Here is a 19,862-nt window from a genome sequence, read left to right as displayed (position 1 = left end):
CACGCTACAACGCCCACTGCATGAGGCTGCCACGCGGCCCGGCCGTCCCTGGCCCAGACCATGAAACTGCGAGTGACGAATCAGTATTGGTGCGGCAGTGGCGGGATGTCGTTGTCCGCGCTGGCGCTGTCGCGCACGTTCTTCTGCACGGTCACGGCACCAAACAGCGCCAGCAGAAAAGACATGGCGTAAAAGCCTTTTTCAACGCGCTGCAGGTCTGCGTTCCAAAGGCCGACGATTAGCATCAGCAACGCCATCGCCAGTGCGAGCCAGGATAGTCCGTAGTAGATGCCGGTAACGGGAATCCCTTCCAACCGGTCGCGTACCGATTTTTGTAGCGACACGGCAGCATAGAGCCCAAACAGGATGATGCTGAGATAGAAGCCCTTCTCATACAGCGGCCACTCAGCGTTCCATAGACCCACGAAATAGCTCACCAAACCAATCAGCAAGGCCGTCCAGGCGGCGCCAATGAAGGCACCAGTCGGGGCTTTTGCGCGCGTACTCATAACGTCCTCGTTAAGACGCCAGGCATTGCAGCCACACCCGGAGATGCACGATCCGCCTGACTTGGACCGTGCGGATCACTTTAAAGCGGGCGCTAAGTCGTGCAACCCCGACGGGCGTAGGTATCACGACAGCGGCCAACGTGTTGCAGGAGTTGACACCGCGTTCGAGTCGTCGCCCGACCAATGTCCGGATTCCGGCCAAACCTCGTTTCGCAGCAGTGAGCCCGATTGGAGACTGCGATGAAACACCGAGCTGTGTTGACCCTGAAACTGAACTTGTTACTGTCTGCAATGCTTTTGGCGGCGCACGGCAGCGTGATTGCCGCGCCATCTGCCAGCGTGCCGGTCGCGGCACCGTTGCCCGCTGAAACAGCCGGCACGGGCCAATGGCGTGTGCTGTTCCTCGGCGGCGCGGCGCCGCGCCAAGCCATGCCGGGAGCGAACCAGGCATTGGCACAGGCGGTGATTGACTGGATGGAGTCGCCCGAGGTACTCGTGCTGGCACGCAACCAGACGCAACTTGAGGCCAAGTCGGTTCTCGCACTGTTGAACACGCTGCCGGAAGCCACGCAGACGTATCGCGTAGTAGAAACCGATCCCGCGCAACCAGTGGTGTTGGCACATGCGACACTGGATGTCGTTGCGACGGATTCGGGACTCCAGATCCAGCCGGCAACCGGCGCGGCCGTGTTGCTGCCGTTTGCGAACGCACCCACCGCGATGCCGGCACTCCATTGGCAGCGAGGTCAAGATTCGGAACAGGGTTTGCGCTTGCCGCTGCGTGCTGCCGAAGGTGATTACACAACGGTTCAGGCCGGCAAGGCCGCGAGTACCGAATGGCTGGCCGTGAACCGCGCCTTGTTGGCCCAGTCGGAACGGCTGCAAGTGCAGGCCATGCATCTGAATGTCGGCTGGCCGAAGGCGGTTGCCACCGGATCGTCGACTGGCTTCGCCGAACACGATCCACTGCTGATCACCATTGCGCCGGGATTGGTTGGCGAGTTGGCACCGGCACTCAGCAAAACCGGCGCGGTTGATTTATTCATCGACGGGCAAGTTCAACCCGCGCCGCAAATTCCAGTCGGCGACGATTACGATATTGCGGTTCGATTGCGCAATCTCGGTTCGGCTGATGCCACCAACGTCACGATGACGGCACACTTGGATCCAAGCATGCGCTTTGTCTCGGTGACGCCGCCGCCCGGTTGGACCTGCCCGGTGCAGCCGCAGGCAGGCGATCCATCCGGTCTGCTGACGTGTGCGACGCCGAGCTTCGTCGCCGGTGCGGACCAGACCCTGATGGTGCGCCAGCATGTGCCGCTGACCGTGGCGAGCGGCAGTGAGAGCTATCCGGGCTTCGAGATCAGTGGCGCCGAGCCAGACAGCAATCCGAACAACAATGTTGACGAGCCCGGCATGCTCGCGGTGTCACAGGCCAATCTGGGCATCTCCGCGCAATACACGGCGTTCCCGTTGGTCCAAGGACAATCGGTCGGCATCATCTACCAAATCCAGAATTTCGGCCCGCATTCGGCGATTGATCTGACGGCCACGCTGACGATTCCACCGAGCCTTGGTTTCCAAGGTGTGTTCCCGGCCGCAGGTTGGACCTGTCCGACGACGCCGGCACCCGATGGCTCCGGTCAAATCGTTTGTACCCGCACACAAATGGCCGTGGGAACCGAGCAGATCACGGTGCAGGCACGCGTTCGCGATGACGCGGTGACCGGCGGCGAGATCGTTGTGGCCGGTGCGATTGGTTCGGCAATCTCGGAAGATGATTTTCAAGACAACAACGTGGTCGAACGCAGCACCGTCGTGCGGGAGCGTGAGGCGGACGTTTCACTCGCCTTGAATCCTTTACCCGCAGCCGAAGCGGAGGGCACGATTGAGCTCAGTTTCAATGCGCGTAATCAAGGCATTGATCCGGCGCAGAACCCAACGGTCACCATGAGCTACCCGGCGGGAACGCATTTTCAGTCGATCAACGCTGTGGGCTGGACCTGCGAGACCAGCCCGACGCTCGTCTGTCAGCGCAATAGCTTGCCGGTGGATGGCTTGTCCGAACTTCTGGTGACGCTGAGCATCGATGCTGATCGCCACAACAGTGTGATCGATGGTGCCGCGATGATCAGCTCCGATTGGCAAGACCCAGAGCCAGCAAACAACGCGTTGCCGTTCTCCATAGCCGTCAAACCGGATGCTGACCTGAGCGTTGAACTGGGGGCCACGAATGCTGTGATCGGCCAAACCATGGTCTACACACTGCAGCTTAGCAACGCGGGTCCCGATACGATCAGCAATGCCATCGTGACCTTTCAGGCACCGAGCAATCTGACCTTCGAGAGCGCTCTCATTCCCATCGGTTGGGTCTGCAACATACCGGCCGTGGGAACCCATGGGCCGGTGAGTTGTACGACGCCCAGTTTTGCTCAGGACCAATTGAGCGTGATCATGTCTTGGACGGTCGATCCGGCAACGCCAGTCGGGGCCCCTTTGGCCAGTCAGGCCAGCATCAGCGCCCAGAGCTATCGCGAGCTGAATGACTTGCAGAACAGCGCTGCAAGTGTGGCCTTGGCACAGAGCGACGTGCTGGTGAGCAACAGCTTCGAGTGATCAAGATAAAAGAACGCCAGCCTGTGAGCGTGTCGGCCTAGGACGGCCTTGGGCATTGAGTCCGACGTTGTGCCGGACTCAGTGCGGCACGCCGCAAGATTCGCGAGTCGCTTGGGTTCAGTCCGCGCAACTCAGACCCGCAGCCACCGTCAGTCGGTTGATCGGCCAGCTGCCGCTGCCATAGCCCTGAGTGAATTGGTACTCGACGCGGCCATTGGTGCAGGAATCAAAGGTCAAACGCATGGTGCCGAGAACCGGATTGCTGATGCTTGCTGGGTCAAAATTCGGCACGAAGCGGCCGCCTTCCGCCTTGATCACTTCGATCGTCGCCGTATTGCCGCTGTACGTACCAATGCCACCAAACCAAGCCTGGCCGCCGTTTGGTTGATAGGTGAACCACCAGGCCAGAATGCGGTTGTCGGGCAGAATTTCGATCAGCATGCCGTGCCCTGGTTCGGCATTATTGATCCACGTGCCGGTGTAGGCAGGGGTGATTGTGTTCAGGCTCTGAGCGGGACCATCCGATATCAAGAACACTGTGCCGCGCACATCGAGCAAGTAGAGATTGCCTGCTTCGTCCTCGCCAAAACTGGCGTTGAAGCCGACGCTGCCATTTGGTCGAAGGGATTGGCGCGTGACCGTGTTGCCCGAGCGACTCAGTGCATCGATGTAGCCGCGACAGTAGTCGCCAAAAATATAGAGCCCGTGCAAGCGCGGATAGGCGCTGCCGCGATACACATAGCCCCCAGTCACGGAGTCGCACGGTTGGCTCGTATGAGGAATGCTCAGCGCGGGTTGTGTCAGTCCAGTGCAATTGTTCGTGCACGTGCCCTCTGCCACTTTCCAACCGTAGTTCTGGCCTCCACTGCTGCCCGCCGCTTGAAAGTTGATTTCTTCGGCGCGATCCTGGCCGACATCGGCAATCCAAAGATCCCCCGTTTGTCGATCAAAACTCATACGCCAAGGGTTTCTGAGCCCATACGCCCAAATTTGTGGCTGGCGGTTGCTCTGATTGAGAAACGGATTGCCAGGTGCCGGTACTGCGGACTGACCGGAAACGTCCAAGCGCAAGATTTTGCCGAGTAGGGTATTCAGATTCTGGCCATTGCCATTGGGGTCGCCACCGCTGCCGCCATCACCTGAAGCGATGTACAGGAAACCGTCCGGACCGAAGCCCATCCAACCGCCGTTATGATTTGGAAACGGCTGCCCGATGCCCTGCATCAGTTGCTCGCTGCCGGCGTCAGCAATGTTAGCGTCGGCACTGACTTGGAAGCGCGACACGCGCGTGTCGCCATTCGGCAGTCCGGTGTAATTCACATAGAAGCGACCGTTGCTTTCGAACTGCGGATCAAAAGCCAGCCCGAGCATGCCTTGTTCGGACTCGTCGCTGGCGACCCGGTCGCGAATATCGAGAAATGGTGTCGCGAGCACCGTGCCGTTGCGGCCAATCTTGATGACACCCTTACGCTCGACAATAAAGACGCGGCCTGAGCCATCGCCCGCATGGGTCAAATACAGTGGCTCGGTCAATCCGGTATACGTGGCAGTGAGACGCAGATCGATCTGGGCGGAAACGGGCGCCCCGAACAGCGCGAGCAACCAAGTCAGTAGCAGAGCGACGATGCGAGGCCAGCGACTTGAGCCTTCGGCGCACGAGGTATCGGACGGGTCATCGAGGTTGCGTCTCATGGCGGGCTCGCTGAGGCGCTGAGGGACACGCGATGGCGGGGCAGGAACATGGTGCATGGCCTCCAAATCCGAACTGGCGGGCACTGATGTCGATTCATCGCGGCCGCCATGCGTTGCCGAGTCGGCCAGGTTGGGTGCGTGATGGCTGACACCACTCGCTCGGTCGACATTGCATGCGCCATTCTCCGCTGGTGCATGACATGACGCCGGAGTGAACCCGGCCGAGCGTGAAGATTCCGCGAATTCACTCGTGGCGGGAAAACGATCAAGCGGTCTAGAAATAGCATGAGCCGACTTGAGGCGAATGTGCGGGATATGGCGTTTCGCATCCAGAGAACGTGCGGACAGATCGCTCGCGGTGGGTAGCGTCCTCCGGAATGTCCCGATGCCTCGCTGAAATCAGTCCGCCCCGATTGGCTCAAGGTAGATCGGTTCCACATCGCCGTAAGCGTTCGATCAAACCGAAAACGCCGATTTGATCTTATGGGCGACAATCCAATAACCGTGTAGTGGTTCGCGAGTGAAACGACGGCAGGGAATCCTGACAGGCGATGACAGGTTTGTCGGTTTCAATGTCGGCACCAACAGGAGACTGAACATGTCCGAATCCGAAACCACAATCGCTCGTCGCAATCTGCTGCAATCTGCTTTGGGCCTGTCCGTACTGGCTGCAATCGGCCCGACGCCGGCACAGGCAGCGGCAGATGACGCGACCGAGACCAACGCGTCACCAGCCAAATCCGCCGCCGATGTTCCGAAAGGCCTCCCGGGTCAGTTCGATTTCCTGAGTGGGGAATGGCGCATCAAGAATCGCAAGCGCAAGGCCGATAGCCCGGGCGGTTGGGACGAGTTTGAGGGCGAGGCGACGTGTACGTCCTTGCTGGGCGGGCGCGTGCATGTCGAAGAACTTCGGATTCCGGCACGGGACTTCGCGGGCATGGGTCTTCGCGTGCTCGAAGCGGCGACCGGTATCTGGCACGACATCTGGGTCAATGCGAAGGCAGGGGTAGTGGTTGGACCGGGCATGCCCGGCGGCTTCGAGGATGGCGTTGGCAGCTTCATCGTGACGGAGACGGTCGATGGCAAGACCAGTATCTATCGGAGCGTCTGGGACCGCATCACGCCGAATTCCTGCCGGTGGCATCAGGCCACATCCAATGACAGTGGCCAAACCTGGGAGATGGATTGGGAGATGCACTGGACACGGCATCAGGTGTTCTGAGTGCTGCGCGCGTTGCGCCTGCATCCGAGCAGATGCAGGCACGGCTACCTTGATAGTCAGGACTCAGGCACGCAGTGCCGAGCGGCCGGTGGGCAGCAAGCGATGCCGGCCTTGCCAAGGGGCGACCACTGTGCGTTCGGCTGGCACCCCTGCCCAGTGGAAGAGATGCGCGGAGAGATCATCAGCCAAACACTGGTCCAGGGTCGCGAGCGTTGCGAACAGCGCAAACACCACGAGCACTTGGCGGCCTTCGTGAACGGGCAGACGTGGATACGAATTCGGTGCGTTGTCGCTGACATAGCAAGCCCATGCCCGGGCTTGGTGGTCCGCCATGAGCGATTCCCAAGCGGCGCGCAGATCGGGCATCGACCGATGCTCGGGCAGTGGCATGATCTGCACATAAAGCGCACCTTCGGCGGCACGACTGCGATCCACGGGCCAACCAGTTCCAGTCTGTCCGAGGGCCGAACCGGGCCAGGCCGGAACCAGCAGATGCACGTCATCGGAGCTGATCAGGGTAGCGTTCACACGCTGTCGGCGCTGCAACCAGAACGGACTGGTATAGAACGACGTCAACGATTCAGCGCGCTCCCGATGATTGCGAAAGGCGCGCATCCAGACCCAGAGGTCGGCGTCGTCAACATCCCGAAACTGGCCGATCACCCGCATCGGCAAGGACTCGAGCTCGGCAATGAACTCATGATCGAACGGGTCAGCCAGGGCATCGCGTTGGCCCGGTTGCATGGCGTATCGACGCAGTTCGAGTATCGGAAAGTGGTTGTCGGATTCGGACATGGAAGGGCTCCATTCGTAATGCCAGTCGGTGTGATGCCAGCCGCTAGTCATGGCAGCCGCTAGTCTTGCCAGCCTGCCAGACCAAACCTGACAAGCTGTGGCATGATTCTGCCTTAAGTGATGTCGTCAACCTCTGATGCGCGCCAGCCGACTCCTGTCCCTCTTGATGCACCTGCAAAGCCGGGAGCGCATGACTGCGCCCGAATTGGCGCGGCTCTTGGAGGTATCGGAACGCACCATCCTGCGCGACATTGATCAGCTCTCGGCCGCCGGTGTGCCGGTCTATGCTGAGCGTGGTCGCGATGGCGGCTTCTGCTTGCGTCGCAACTGGCGCACCGACCTTAATGGGCTGACCGAAGCCGAAAGTCGCGCGTTGATTTTCGCTGGATTACCCGGGCCGGCGATGGATCTCGGCCTTGGTGCGCAAGCCTTGTCCGCACGTCTAAAAATGCTCTCGGCCTTGCCCACGCCATGGCGTGAGCAGAGTGCACAAGTCAGCGAGCGCTTTCACATTGACCCGATCGACTGGTATCGCCAATCCGAGCAGCCCAAGGCGCTCGGTGCAATCGCGCAAGCGGTTTGGGACGGTCATGGTCTGACGATGCGCTATCAGAGTTGGAATGGACCACGGGACTACGACCTCGCGCCACTCGGGCTGGTGATCAAGGCCGGGACTTGGTATCTGGTGGCCGCCTCGGAACGCTCCGGGCACCTTGGGACGTACCGGCTTGCCAAGGTGCTGTCGTTGCAGGTCACCAAGCGTGCGGTCAAGCGTCCGCGCGACTTTGACCTCAGTGCGTTCTGGCAACAGACCTGTCAGCGTTTTGAAGCCTCGCTGCGCCAGATCGATGTCGACCTCGAAGTCACGGCTCGCGGTCTGGAGTGGCTGCAAAATCTGCGTATGCCCCACCAGGTGCTTTCGGTCGCTGGCTCCGCGGCGGGTTGGCAACGCTTGCATGTGGCCATTGAGTCGTTGGCACATGGGGCACGGCAGTTACTGAGCCTGGGTGCCGAAGTTCGCGTACTGAAGCCAGAAGCGTTACGTCGCGAATTGGCTGCGTTGGCCGAGCAGTGCCTGCAAGCCCATGCGCCGCGTTCAACGCCGTTGCGGCAGAAACGCCAGCAAAGCGCCCGGTAGCAGCAGCACGAGCACGATCAGCAACACGCGCCAGGCGTGGCGCAGTGGGTCCGGATCGGAGTCGATGGGGTACACCGAGATCAGCACAAACACCGTGGCCAGACTGCCGCCCAGCAGCGCGCAGACCCGCAGCAAGGCGGATTGGGCGAGCCCAAACGCGGCGCTGGCGAACACCGGCAGACTGAACATCAGGACATACGTCAGACCAAACTGAATGCCCGCCGCCGACAGCAGCATCTGAAACGCTTCCTGGCGATCCGAGCCGGCGGTCACTACTGAAAGAATGGCGGCAATAATCAGGGCACAGATCAGGACGGCATGCGTGGGCACGCCGCGTGCGTTGACCCGCCCGAACCAAGCGGGCAGGCGGCCGTCCAGACCGACCTGCATTGGCAAGCGCGACACGCCGGATAGCCCGAGCGTATTCTGTCCGAAATCGCGCAGCAGTAGCGCCCACAGCACGCCGGTTGCGACCACACCGCCGAGGCTGCCCAGTACTTGCGCAACCGGATTGACCTGATCGATCGCAGCGAGCGGAATCGTCAGCACCACCGCGAACGTGCCGATCATGTAGATCGCGATGTTGATGGGCGCCGCGATCTGGATCGCCCGCGGCAACGTGCGCTCCGGTCGTTCGCATTCCCCCGCAACAAGCGCGAGAAATTCCAGGCCGGAGAGCGCAAAAACCAGAATCTTGAGCAGGCTGATCCAAGTCCGGGAGTCGGTCGGCACAGACATCCCAAAGCCCGGCCAGGTGTCGAGCAACCCGGCTTGCAGGATGCGGTAGCCGAGCAACCCCAATACCAAAAGCAGCGCAACGGCTGCCAGATTCTGGACCCATCGCGCCTGACGGAAACCCGACCAACCGAATGCGGTCAGCAGCGCTAGAAACACAAATGGAAGCGCGGTGCCGACGACCGGCCATTGTTGCAAGTCAACGTCGACGCTCTTCAGTGCGTAGCTGAGGCCACCGGCCAACCCGAGGCAGCCGGCCGCCAGGAACACGAGCATGAACGAACACAAGATCCAGCCAAAGAACAGCCCCATGCGCGGCCCGTAAGCGCGCTTGACCCACTGATACGGTCCGGCTTCCTCTGGGCAGGCGCGCACCAGTGCCATGACCACCACGGCCAGCGGCCCGTGATAGAGCAACAGCGCCAAGGGCCAGAACAGCACGCCGAGCATGCCCAGTGTCGCCGCCGCACCAAACCAGTTGGTGCCGACCACAATCAGGATTTGCGCAAGCACGAGGTCGGGCAGCCTGAGATGGCGATGCAGGTGTCCTTGAGTCATGGCTAGATCCCTGTGGCGACGAACCAATTCCCGAGTGTACGGACAACCGTGACGATTTAAGAAATGCGGTTGCAGATGATCGGCACCGACAATGTGGAGCACCATCGCCGTCCGCGATGCACCCGGAACGCGGCGTGGCTTACAAGGTCCGCCCGCGCTCGATCCGATTGCGACCGGCCTTCTTGGCGCGATACAGCGCGGCGTCGGCCTCATCGACCAACTGCGTCGGCTTCAGGCCGCCTCGGGGGATCGAGACGGCTACGCCCACACTGACTGTGATGTCATTGGCCTTGCCGGCTTCCTCGCAGGCCTGACGCAGGACTTGTGCGCGATTCAACGCCTCGTCGATCTGAGTATTGGGCAACAGCACAATGAACTCCTCGCCACCAAACCGGGCCAGAACCTCGGCGGGCTCATGCACGTGGAGCTCCAGGGCGCGGGCGATGCTGCGCAGGACTTCGTCGCCCGCCAAATGGCCGAAGGCATCATTGAACTGCTTGAAGAAATCCACATCGACCATCAGCACCGCTAACGGCTGACGCACTTCAGCCAAGCGGTTCCACAATCGGGCGTACGCCTGCTCAAAGCCGCGGCGATTGGTCACGCCGGTCAGCCCATCTTGGACGGCCAGCTTTGCGAGTCGTTGATTCGCGACTTCGAGCTCCCTTGTGTGGCTTTCGATGGAACGCTCCAACTCCTGATTGCGCTCGCGCAATTTCTGCGAGCGCCAGCGACTGAACACCCAGGCGAGGAAGGTGCCAACGACCAGCATCAATCCCGAAATCAGCCAGGCCGCCCAGGTAGTCTGATACCAACGCGGCAGCACTTCGAAGCGATAGCGCAGCGGCGCAAAGGCGCGCCCGGATGCCGCTCGCGCTTCGACCCGAAGTTCGTAGACGTGCGGTGGCAGCGCGGAAAATTCCCGAGCATTCGCGTTGCTGAAATTGCTGAAATTCGACTCGAAGCCAACCAGGCGCGACCGGTATTCGATGCCGCGCTCGGCGCTGTTGGCGCCAAATTCGAAGCGAAGCTGCCGATGCGGCGCCACGTTGATCGGTGTGGCACTGTTGATTGGTAGCCGCGACACGGCTTGACGCTGACCGATCAGCTCCACCCGGTGCATGCTGACCGATGGCGCCAATTCATCGGGGCTGCTGCGTCGTTCATCCAAGGTCAGGAGTGCGCCCCAAGTGATCACCGAGACCAATCCTTCGGGCTCCATCGCCACATCGACAAAGCCGCGCGCCAGCGGTGAGCTGATCTGGACCCGGTGCCAGCCTTGACCCGGTTGTCGCTCAAACAACTGCCGCGAGCTGAACGCAAATTGCCGACCGTCGTCGGCCTGTCGCAGATTGAACTCGTCCCGTCGTTCGTAATCCGCCTCTAAACCATCAAGGTTGTCGGGGACAAAGCGGGCACCATCCCAACGATAAAACCCGGCCGCAATCCCGAGCACGACTGCGCCTTGATACAAACCGACCGTGCTGAGCTCGCCGTCCGTGACATGAATGCCAAAGCTGTCGCCAAGAATCTGGTGGTTGAGCATCTGGCTGCCATCGGGACTCAGCGTGGCGCGTGCCGGGTCACCGCGAAAATTGCCGAGGAACAAGGTATTCGCGTCGGCTTCGACCAACGAGCTCAAACCGAATCCAGGTAGCTCGTGCGAGGCGACCCGACGATACTGATCGTGTTCGCGCTGCAGCACCAGGATGCCGGTTTCATGCAGGACATAAACACGCTCAGGATGAAAGCGCGACAGCACAATGTCGGAGGCGTAACTGCCTTCTGCGATTTGTTCGAATGGGCCGCCGTGGCTCACGAACACGCCGCGCCGATGCGCGGCGAGCAACATGCCCTGATGCGTGGTCAGGTCCCACACCTCGTCGCTCCCAAGCTCGGGCAAGCGCGTAAAGCTCACACGTTGATCTGGGCTCAAGTTGCTGACAAAGAGCCCCATCGATGTCGCAACGTAGCGGCGCCCCTGAAAGAACGCACTGTCTTCGATCGAGCCCAGCAAGCCGTCTTCGTTGGTGATCTGAGTCCATGGGGAGGGCCAGGCAGCGCGCACCAGATCGCCATCGGTCGCCGCCCAGAGGCCGCCTTCGTGATCGGTTGTCAATGCGACGATCGGGTAACTGGAGGCTTGAAACCGATCGAGCAAACGCAGGTCCGGGTCTAGGTGCATGACTTCGCCGTTCAAGGCGCCAATCACCAGGCTGCCGTCCTGAAGCTTCAGGCCGCAGTAAAGCTCGGCGCGTTTGAACCAGTCGTCCAGGGGTGTTTTGATCGCCGTCAACTGGCCACCCCTGAATCGGAATAGCGCGTCCTGGCGACTGCCGATCAATACGCCATCGTCCAGGGACAGGGCGAGGTTGGCGCGGACGTCGGCCAGCAGTTCACCCCCGGGTACGAGCGTGAACTGACCCTCTGAGAACCGCATCAGGCCGTGACTTTGGATGCGCAGGTACAACTGACCCTGATCCACAAACATGGTGTGGCTACGCCCCGGCAGCAACCAGGAGTCTGCCTGCTCGCCATCGATTCGATAGAGCCGCTCGTCGGTCAGAACATAAACGGCGTCACCAAGCAGGAGGAGTTCCCAGACTTCGCCGAGCGAATGCGCCTCATCTTTGGGAAAGCGCGCATCAAGGTCGGTAAATTGCCAGGCCCCGAGCTCGTCTTCTGCCAAATAGCCAAAGTGGTCGTAAGCCCCAACATAGACGCGGCCAGCCGGGCCAACCACGAGTCGGCGCGCCGCACTCCAGCTCGGTAGTGTGATGGTTTCGAAGCGGCCTTGGCTGAAAACGAGAACGCCCTCCACATTGCCGACAAAAATCCGGCCCTCGGCATCTGCCGTCACCCCTAAGTGACGAGGCGCCACCTGGTAGTCCTCGGCGGTGTAGCGCTGCACCAAGGGCGCGCCGATGAGCTCGGGTGGAAGCGTTGACTGGGCGAGCGCGCCCGATGCGGCCAGCAGCAATCCGACCAGCACCGCGGACAGGCTGGTAGTCAAGTTATGGTGGACAGACGGCAAAAGCCGGGCGACACAGTCTGAGCCTGACTGTAGCCAATCCGCCCGAGAGGAGTTGCGAGGCTGCATGCCCTAATTTGAGCACAGATCGGGCCGAATCCAAGTACTGACCTAGTGGCGGCTGGCAATTTTACAAACCGTCCCGGTTGCTTGCGCCGCCCATGCTGGCCAGAATTGCGCCACACCTTGTTTTAAGCGGATCCAAACGATGCCGGCCAAGCTCAGCGTCAACGTCAACAAAGTCGCGGTGCTGCGAAATTCCCGGGGCGGTCGCCTGCCTTCCGTCGTGGCGGCGGCAACGGTGGCCATTCAGGCCGGTGCGGCTGGAATCACCGTGCACCCAAGACCGGACTTGAGGCATATCCGCCCAGACGACGTGCGCGCACTGAAGGCAATGTTGCCAGCGGGCGTGGAGTTCAACATCGAAGGCAATCCGTTTGCCCCGCCAAACACGCGTGGGTATCCCGGTTTGCTGGCGCTGGCGGCGGAAACCCTGCCTGACCAAATCACCCTGGTGCCCGATTCGGACGATCAGATCACGTCCGATCATGGCTTTTCGATCAAGCGCGATGCTGGGCGCTTACAACCCGTGATCGCGGCATTCAAGGCGCTCGGTTGCCGCGTCAGCCTGTTCATGGATGCCGACAGCGAGGAGATCGCCGACGTTGCCGCGCTCGGTGCCGATCGCATCGAGATCTACACCGGGCCCTATGCCGAAGCGTTTGGCAGAAAGGACTACGGCAAGGCACTCGCCGACTGCGTCGCAGCGGGGCAGGCCGCAGCAGCGGCCGGACTTGGCGTCAATGCCGGCCACGACTTGGACACCGAGAATCTGCGGGTTCTGGCCCGCGCGTTGCCGATGTTGGCCGAGGTATCGATCGGTCACGCGCTGTTCAATGACGCCCTTTATGCCGGTCTGGATCAGACGGTGAAGCAGTACCTTCAGGCGCTGCAGCACTAAACCCATGAGCCTCGTCGGTCGCACCTTCGACGCCATTCGGATCGACGCCCTCCTGGGCAGTGGCGGCATGGGTGAGGTGTACCAGGGCTTCGATACCCGGCTCGAGCGACGGGTTGCGGTCAAGGCGTTGAACGACCGCACGCGCTTCAGTGCGGAATCGAAAGCACGCCTGAACCGCGAAGCCAAAGTGCTGTCAAGACTCGGTCACCCAGCAATTTGCCAGATTCATGACTGGCTCGAAACGCCTGACGGCGATCTGTTGGTGCTGGAATTCGTTGATGGCGTAACGCTCCGCGAATTCCTCCGCACCGAACCCATGAGCTGGCCCGAGTTGCTGCACGTGGTGCGGGCCGTTGCCTCGGCCCTGCAGGCGGCGCATCGCGAGCGTGTGGTGCATCGCGATCTGAAGCCCGACAACATCATGATTGGTCGCGAGCAATCAGTAAAAGTGCTCGACTTCGGTATCGCTCGTATCGCCGATCTGCATGCGGCCACTGTAGTCGCTGCGCCGCAGCCGAGCATGAGCCTGGAAGAAGCCGAGGCCCTGGCGACCGAGCGTTTGCCAGTGACCGCAGAAGTGCTCGTGCGACCGGATGCCGGCACCAGCGAACACCCAGTACTGACCGACTGGACCAGCGAGCTGACCGAACACGGCGTGGTGCTTGGCACGCGCCGGTACATGAGTCCAGAGCAGGCACAGGGCCGGGAAGTGCAGGGCAGTAGCGACATCTATTCGCTCGGCGTGTTGCTGCAGGAGTGTCTTGGGCAGATCAAGCCGAAGGTGGCCGAAGCGGAGTTGCCGCCAAACCTGAGTCTGTTGATCGAAACGATGCAGCGCGTCGATCCGACCCGGCGCCCGAGCGCTGCCGAGGTCGTGCAGGCCATCGATCAGGCGTTGGCTTGGCCGCAAATTCGGGCCCGCGAGCGGGTGCAGCGGCGCATCCAGGCATGGGCGGCCGTGTTGCTGGTCGCGGTCACATTGGTGGTGGCCTATTTTGCGTGGCAGGCGAGCGTGGAGCGGGCGAAGGCGCAGATCCGGCAGGCGCAGGCCGAAAAAATGATTGGGTTCATGCTGGGCGATTTGCGCACGCGGCTCAGCAAAGTTGGCAAGATCGACCTGCTGCAAGGCGTGAACGAACGCGCCGAAGAGTATTTTGCGGCGATTCCCGCCGACGAACTGAGCGAGGCCGAGCTCGGCGCGCGGGTGCAAAGCCTGTTGCAAGTGGCCGATGTCGCAAAAGAGCAGGGTCAGCTGCCGGCCGCATCGCGCGCGGCAGAGCGGGCACTCAGCCTGGCGACGGACTTGCTGGCGCGGAGTCCCGAAGACCCGCTCTATCAGATCAATCTTGCTGCCGCTCAGGAATGGCAAGCGTTTCTACTGCTGGATCAAATGTCCAACTTGACCGAGGCCGAGCAACTGTTTGAGCAGTCTGCGCGGCTGCGGCAGCAGGCACTCTTGCATCAAGCCTCACCGCCCACCGTGCGAAACGATCTGGCGTCCAGCTACAACAATCTCGGCAGCGTTCGCTACGCGCTCGGCAAGCTTCCCGAAGCGCGCGCCGATCTCACGAAAGCCGTTTCGATCTGGGATGAGATGCTGCGCGATGATCCGGGCAATCGCGACATTCAAAGTACGCGGGCGGGCGCGCTTGGTTGGCTGAGTTCGATCGAACTGGCGCTTGGTTTGTGGTCGGCCGGAACCGTCACCCGTCTGACCCAGGTGGAAACGTTGCGGCAGCTGTACCAGGCTGATCCGGATGATGCGCTGATACGGGAAGACCTCGCGGTTGCGTTGCGGTATCTGGCCGAGCTGACGGTACAGTTCGGTGCGCTGCCGGAGGCGCAAGCCCATTGGCAGGAAGCGCGCACCTTGACGCGCGCCGCGCTCGACAATGAGCCCGCCAGCGTGGACTTGCAACGACTGATGGCTACGATCGATCTCAGCGAAGGTGAGGGTCTCGGCCTGCGCGGTCGATTCCTGGACGCTGAGCCCAGGTTGCTCGCGGCGCGGGATCGATTGACCGACATGCTGATCGCGCAGCCCGACAACACGGATCTGCAGTGGCTTCGTGCGCGGGCACGAATCGGACTCGTGCAGGCGTATGCCGAGCGTCGCGACGCCGATGGATTCGCGATCGAGGAACGTGCTGCGCGGGACGGCCTGATGCCGCTGCTCAAAGTTGAGGCGCAGGCCGCGGACGCACGTCGTGGCCTGTACGAACTCGGGCTAAGGCGCGCCGCCTTTGATCAAGCAAGCGGCGCCGAGCTTGCCGGCGACACCGCGCTGAAGCTCGCCGACGAGTTCCGAACGGAACCGGGTACGACGGACCTTTCGGGACTTCGTTTGGAGTATCTGCGCTACACGCTCCGCGGCGAACAACCGGCCGCTGCAGCCCTGGCGGATCAACTGCGTGCCATTGGCGATCAATGGAGCCTGCTGCAGTCGGTGCCGCCTCGCTGATGAGCTTCAATCCAAAGCGGGAGTGCTGATTGGTTCAGCACTCAAGCCCAGTCGATTTGGGAGCGCCCGCAACCATTGCTCGACGGCATCGAGTATCGGCACATCCTGCGGGCGCAACTCAGGGTTGTGGCGCATTGCGGCGATCTGCGTCAGGCGCGCGGGCAGGCTTCGCTCGGGCCGGTCGGGCGCATCGTAGAGACGCGTGTTGAGGAAGCGCTGCCAAGTAGACGCTTCCGCCGGGCTCAGCGTGTATGCGGCGTGGCGGGCACGGAAGCGGAATACCAGCTCTTTCAGGCGCGCGTCCTTTAGCCCCTGCGCCAACTCCTGCAACGCTTCCGGCGCGGCGCGGCGAATCTTGGGCAACAACGCCTGATCCGCCTGGGCGAGAAACCCGTCATAGAGCGCGGCCTCCGCATCTTGTTTCGGGTAATCGGCGAGCGGCGCGAACACATCGCGAACCTTGCTCGCCAGGCTCACCTCAGCGGCTTGCAGGCGCAGCGCGTGACGGGCGCAGCGATCCGGGTCCAGGCCGATCCGATGGGTGTTCACGCCGTTTAGGACACTGAGCGGCGCCAACGCAGGCGCCTTGTTCAGGTGCACGACCTTTAGCGGAATTCGACTGACGTCTTCGGGCAGGGCGTTGCGGTCGACGAATACGCGGTCGCGAATGTCGTCGATGTCCAGGTCGAGCAAATCGGTGGGATCACTCATCAGATCAAACACGATGACGCCGTTTGGCAGCACCGGATGTTGCGCAAGCGGGATGACAATCGTCGTGGCACCGCGCTCAGCTGGAATCCGTGACGAGCTGTGCAGCACCGGCGTACGCTTGGCCCAGTCGAGCAGCGCACCCGCGCGCCGCTTGTCGCGGAGCTCAAACAGAAAGTCAAAAAGCCGCGGCTGATGGGTGCGAATCAGGCGACAGAGGCCAATGGTGGCTTCGACATCCGACAGCGCCTCGTGCGCGTGGGAATGCGTCAGGCGATTCGCTCGTGCCAGATGCTCCAGTTTGAAGCTGGGTTTGCCCGGCGCATGCTCTGGCCATTCGATTCCTTCTGGTCGCAGGGCGTAGCACATGCGCGTCAGGTCAAGCAGATCAAACCGCGAGTTTCCCCCTTGCCATTCGCGCGCATACGGCTCGTAGAAATTTCGAAAGAAGCCGTGCCGCGTGAACTCGTCATCGAAGCGGATCGAATTGAATCCGAGCGTGCACGTCCTCGGCGTGATCATCTGCTGATGCACTTCGGCAAAGAACGCTGGTTCGTCCAAACCTTCCTGCTCGGCACGTTGCGGAGTCAGACCAGTGATCAAGCAGCTGACCGGATCGGGCAGGCAATCGAGCACCGGCTTCATCAGGATCGAGACGGGCTCGTCGATCGGTTCGAAGTCGGCATTGGTGCGAATCGCGGCAAACTGCGCCGGCCGGTCCAATTTGGGATCGGCCCCGAAGGTTTCGTAGTCGTGAAACAGAAAACTGGCTTGATTCATCCGGTCGCGCGCAGGGCCTCGGGGACGATACTCGCCGGGTTGACCGGGCCAAAGCCGGCGAACGGCAGGGCCCGCTCCAGACCGACCTGCGGCTCGCCCACAAAATAGCCCTGCAGATAATCGACATTCGCGTCGCGCAGCAACGGCAGGATCTGCGGCCGGTCAACGAACTCGGCAATGGTCGCCTTGCCAATCGAGTGGGCAATGCCGGTAATTGCCTTGACCACCGCCTGATCGATCTTGTCATCGACCAAGCCCTGAATGAACGAGCCATCGATCTTCAGGAAGTCCACATCGAGATGCTTCAGATGCGAGAACGTCGAGAAGCCCACGCCGAAATCGTCGAGTGCAAACTGGCAGCCCAGCGCGCGCAGGTGGCCAATGAGCGCGCGTGCGCTTTCGAGGTTCGACACCGCCCGCGATTCGGTGATCTCGAACACGAGTTGTTTGGGATCGACATCGAACTCGACGAACTTGTCGGTGACGAACGCTGCGGTGGCCGAACTGGTCAGCGATTGCGCGGACAGATTGATCGACAGCCTTACGCGCCGACCGGTGCGCGCCGTCTCGCGGAGTGCACGAAACGCGTTCTGGATCACCCAGCGATCAATATCGAGCATCATGCCAAAACGCTCAGCGGTCGGCAGAAACGCGTCGGGTGCGAGCAGACGGTTCGAGTGATTGTCCCGGAGCCGGATCAGTGCCTCGAAGTAGGGTTCCAGCCGACGTGTGTCGGTCACGCCCGTGTCGTGAAAATCGGCCAACGGCACGATGGGCTGGTAGCTCAGCACAAAGCCGTCCGAACGCAGCGCCTCTTCCAGGCGCGTGGACCAGCCGAGCTCCTGATCCATGCTCGCGCGCTGATCCGACTCACTGGAGAACACGTGGGTCTGATTGCGGCCGCCATTCTTGGCGATATGGCAGGCCATGTCGGCCGCGGCCATTGCGTCTTCGGGCGATTCGGTGAAGCGGTCCATGCGCGCCACGCCAATCGAGATCGTAATGCGATAGCTCTTCCCGGCGTAGACAAACGGATGCGTGGTCAACGCGCGGCGGAACTCGTCGGCGATCGAGTCGATGTCCTGGCTCTTCACGCTCCGCAGAATGATGGCGTATTCGTCACCACCCATGCGCGAGAGACTGTCGGATTGACGGAGCCGCGACTTCAAGCGCTGGCTGACCTCCACCAGCAGCTGATCGCCCGCGCTGTGCCCGGCGGTATCGTTGATGTATTTGAAGCGGTCCACGTCGATGAACAGCAGCAGCGAGGTTTGATCCGAGCGCCGCAGCCGCGCGACTTCCTGATCGAGCTGGCTTTCGAAGAATGCCCGATTGTGCAGTTTGGTCAGCGAGTCATGCGTGGCCTGCCAGCGCAGCTCTTCTTCGAGGACACGTCGCTCCGACACATCGCGGAACGCCACGACCGAGCCTTCGCGCACACCGTCCACCGTCATCGGATACACCGTGCACTCGACCGGAATGGGCCGACGCGCGGCGGTCACGAAAATCGTCTGCCAGTTCGGCACTTGGTTGCCGTTCTGGTAGCACGCCGACAGGAAGCACGCGCTCTTTGGCATCGGCGCGCCATTCTCAAACGCGTGATGGAACTTCTCGTAGGCCGATTCGCCCACCAGATCATTCTGCGCGGCATAGCCGAGCAAATGCACGGCTGCCGGATTGATGAACTGGATCAAGCCGCTGCGATCGACACCGTACACGCCATCGCCGACCGAGCCGAGAATGCCCTCGAGGCGCCGGCGCTCGGCGTCCACCGCTTTGCGGTCGTGCACCATGCGGGCCAACGAGGCGAGGCGGGCCAGAAACAGTTCCTTGGCCTCGCTCTTGAACATGCATTCGATGGCACCCGAAGCCAGCGAGTCGTTGATGACTTGATCGGAATAGGTGCCCGTGATGACCGCGCATACGGTCGCGCGGCCTGCCGCGTGCGCCTTGACTGAGCGGATCAGCTCGGGCCCGTTTTCACCAGGCATGAAGTAGTCGGTCACCACGATGTCAAACGGCTGCGCTTCGAATTTCTTGCGACCTTCGGCGGCACTCGATGCGATTTCGACTTGGTATCCCTGCTTCGCAAGCAGCTTCTGGAACGCCAGGCGCACTGTGGCCGAATCATCGACCAGCAGCACGCGCAAGTTGCCGCCCGACGCACTCGGATCGTCCGCCGACTGTGCCCTCGCGCTGGGCCGAAGTAGTTTCGTTAAAGCATCGCCGGCATCGTTGTAGTCGCCCCAGTTGAGCATTGCAGCGCGCGGCCGCTTCATCATCCAATTGACGGCACCAGGGCTTGATGCGTCCGCAAGCACCAGCACGGGTAAATGCTCGAACTGGTCGCGACCCAACAGGTCAAAGACTTCATCGGCTTTCGGTTCACCGTAGTCCGGCCAACCGACCGCGACGGCACCAATCTCACTCGAACTTCGTGGCATACGCTCCAGGAACGCCATGCATTCCTCGAAGCTACCGAGCGACTGGACCGTGAATCCAGCATTGGCCAGCACCGCCGATATCGCCCGGCGACGGGTAATTGAGGTTTCCGCAATGAGCACAGCAGTCATGGCCTACCCCAGCAAAACGTCGCACGGACAACCGCTTGCGACCGGAAGTTGAGGTTAATCCTGTTCTGGCTGGACGCCAAGTC

General features: G+C 61.5%; 12 protein-coding genes. 5 read left to right on the top strand and 7 right to left on the bottom strand.

The genetic code is table 11. The features are described 5' to 3' along the window. Positions 1 to 80 precede the first annotated feature (80 nt). On the bottom strand, positions 81 to 509 hold the full coding sequence (yiaA, locus tag C7S18_RS18795) for an inner membrane protein YiaA (protein WP_106893006.1): 429 nt from the start codon (positions 507 to 509) through the stop codon (positions 81 to 83). A gap of 240 nt (positions 510 to 749) precedes the next feature. Here yiaA and C7S18_RS18790 point away from each other — a divergent pair, with 240 nt between their 5' ends. Continuing rightward, entirely contained in the window at positions 750 to 3,125 is a 2,376-nt protein-coding gene (locus C7S18_RS18790; RefSeq protein ID WP_106893005.1) for a DUF11 domain-containing protein, read from the top strand. A gap of 117 nt (positions 3,126 to 3,242) precedes the next feature. On the opposite strand, the gene C7S18_RS18785 is transcribed toward C7S18_RS18790, so the two are convergent. After that, the gene (locus C7S18_RS18785; RefSeq protein ID WP_106893004.1) at positions 3,243 to 4,817 is read right to left on the bottom strand and encodes a PQQ-dependent sugar dehydrogenase; all 1,575 of its coding nucleotides are present in this window, start codon (positions 4,815 to 4,817) and stop codon (positions 3,243 to 3,245) included. Between the two features lie 598 nt (positions 4,818 to 5,415). Here C7S18_RS18785 and C7S18_RS18780 point away from each other — a divergent pair. Continuing rightward, positions 5,416 to 6,039: a DUF1579 domain-containing protein gene (locus C7S18_RS18780; protein WP_106893003.1), complete on the top strand. Its 624-nt coding sequence runs from the start codon at positions 5,416 to 5,418 to the stop codon at positions 6,037 to 6,039. A gap of 63 nt (positions 6,040 to 6,102) precedes the next feature. Here the strand turns inward: C7S18_RS18780 and C7S18_RS18775 are convergent, their stop codons facing one another. After that, a complete protein-coding gene (locus tag C7S18_RS18775) occupies positions 6,103 to 6,834 on the bottom strand; it encodes an NIPSNAP family protein (protein WP_170113352.1) in 732 nt (243 codons plus the stop codon). A gap of 190 nt (positions 6,835 to 7,024) precedes the next feature. Here C7S18_RS18775 and C7S18_RS18770 point away from each other — a divergent pair, with 190 nt between their 5' ends. After that, positions 7,025 to 7,972, top strand: a complete 948-nt coding sequence (locus C7S18_RS18770) for a helix-turn-helix transcriptional regulator (RefSeq protein ID WP_240623931.1) — start codon at positions 7,025 to 7,027, stop codon at positions 7,970 to 7,972. On the opposite strand, the gene C7S18_RS18765 is transcribed toward C7S18_RS18770, so the two are convergent. Both C7S18_RS18765 and C7S18_RS18760 read right to left on the bottom strand, forming a co-directional pair. After that, positions 7,931 to 9,265, bottom strand: coding sequence for an APC family permease (locus C7S18_RS18765; protein ID WP_170113351.1), 1,335 nt, complete (start codon positions 9,263 to 9,265; stop codon positions 7,931 to 7,933). The genes C7S18_RS18770 and C7S18_RS18765 overlap by 42 nt on opposite strands. 139 nt (positions 9,266 to 9,404) lie before the next feature. Continuing rightward, positions 9,405 to 12,278 carry a ligand-binding sensor domain-containing diguanylate cyclase gene (locus C7S18_RS18760; protein ID WP_170113350.1) on the bottom strand — a complete coding sequence of 958 codons (2,874 nt, stop codon included), beginning with the start codon at positions 12,276 to 12,278 and terminating at the stop codon, positions 9,405 to 9,407. Positions 12,279 to 12,504: 226 nt separating this feature from the next. Between C7S18_RS18760 and C7S18_RS18755 the strand changes: the two genes are divergently transcribed. Together C7S18_RS18755 and C7S18_RS18750 are read left to right on the top strand one after the other, a co-directional pair. Then, positions 12,505 to 13,257 carry a pyridoxine 5'-phosphate synthase gene (locus tag C7S18_RS18755; protein ID WP_106892998.1) on the top strand — a complete coding sequence of 251 codons (753 nt, stop codon included), beginning with the start codon at positions 12,505 to 12,507 and terminating at the stop codon, positions 13,255 to 13,257. A gap of 4 nt (positions 13,258 to 13,261) precedes the next feature. After that, positions 13,262 to 15,718, top strand: coding sequence for a protein kinase domain-containing protein (locus C7S18_RS18750; protein WP_106892997.1), 2,457 nt, complete (start codon positions 13,262 to 13,264; stop codon positions 15,716 to 15,718). Positions 15,719 to 15,724: 6 nt separating this feature from the next. Here the strand turns inward: C7S18_RS18750 and sbcB are convergent, their stop codons facing one another. Together sbcB and C7S18_RS18740 are read right to left on the bottom strand one after the other, a co-directional pair. Then, positions 15,725 to 17,206, bottom strand: coding sequence for an exodeoxyribonuclease I (sbcB, locus tag C7S18_RS18745; RefSeq protein ID WP_106892996.1), 1,482 nt, complete (start codon positions 17,204 to 17,206; stop codon positions 15,725 to 15,727). Beyond that, positions 17,203 to 19,779 (bottom strand): two-component system response regulator, encoded by a 2,577-nt coding sequence (locus C7S18_RS18740; RefSeq protein WP_106892995.1) that lies wholly within the window; start codon positions 19,777 to 19,779, stop codon positions 17,203 to 17,205. The genes sbcB and C7S18_RS18740 overlap by 4 nt, the downstream gene beginning before the upstream one ends. Between the last annotated feature and the right edge of the window lie 83 nt (positions 19,780 to 19,862).

The sequence above is a fragment of the Ahniella affigens genome (genome assembly GCF_003015185.1).
GTDB lineage: Bacteria > Pseudomonadota > Gammaproteobacteria > Xanthomonadales > Ahniellaceae > Ahniella > Ahniella affigens.
Note: the sequence above shows the minus strand (reverse complement) of the source record. Positions and strands in the feature narration are given on the sequence as shown.

Excerpts from the sequence above, each read along its gene's own strand:
- C7S18_RS18755 (WP_106892998.1), top strand. The coding sequence starts at position 12,505 with ATGCCGGCCAAGCTCAGCGTCAACGTCAACAAAGTCGCGGTGCTGCGA.
- yiaA (WP_106893006.1), bottom strand. The coding sequence starts at position 509 with ATGAGTACGCGCGCAAAAGCCCCGACTGGTGCCTTCATTGGCGCCGCC.
- C7S18_RS18740 (WP_106892995.1), bottom strand. The coding sequence starts at position 19,779 with ATGACTGCTGTGCTCATTGCGGAAACCTCAATTACCCGTCGCCGGGCG.
- C7S18_RS18780 (WP_106893003.1), top strand. The coding sequence starts at position 5,416 with ATGTCCGAATCCGAAACCACAATCGCTCGTCGCAATCTGCTGCAATCT.
- C7S18_RS18790 (WP_106893005.1), top strand. The coding sequence starts at position 750 with ATGAAACACCGAGCTGTGTTGACCCTGAAACTGAACTTGTTACTGTCT.
- sbcB (WP_106892996.1), bottom strand. The coding sequence starts at position 17,206 with ATGAATCAAGCCAGTTTTCTGTTTCACGACTACGAAACCTTCGGGGCC.
- C7S18_RS18770 (WP_240623931.1), top strand. The coding sequence starts at position 7,025 with ATGACTGCGCCCGAATTGGCGCGGCTCTTGGAGGTATCGGAACGCACC.
- C7S18_RS18765 (WP_170113351.1), bottom strand. The coding sequence starts at position 9,265 with ATGACTCAAGGACACCTGCATCGCCATCTCAGGCTGCCCGACCTCGTG.
- C7S18_RS18785 (WP_106893004.1), bottom strand. The coding sequence starts at position 4,817 with ATGAGACGCAACCTCGATGACCCGTCCGATACCTCGTGCGCCGAAGGC.
- C7S18_RS18750 (WP_106892997.1), top strand. The coding sequence starts at position 13,262 with ATGAGCCTCGTCGGTCGCACCTTCGACGCCATTCGGATCGACGCCCTC.
- C7S18_RS18775 (WP_170113352.1), bottom strand. The coding sequence starts at position 6,834 with ATGTCCGAATCCGACAACCACTTTCCGATACTCGAACTGCGTCGATAC.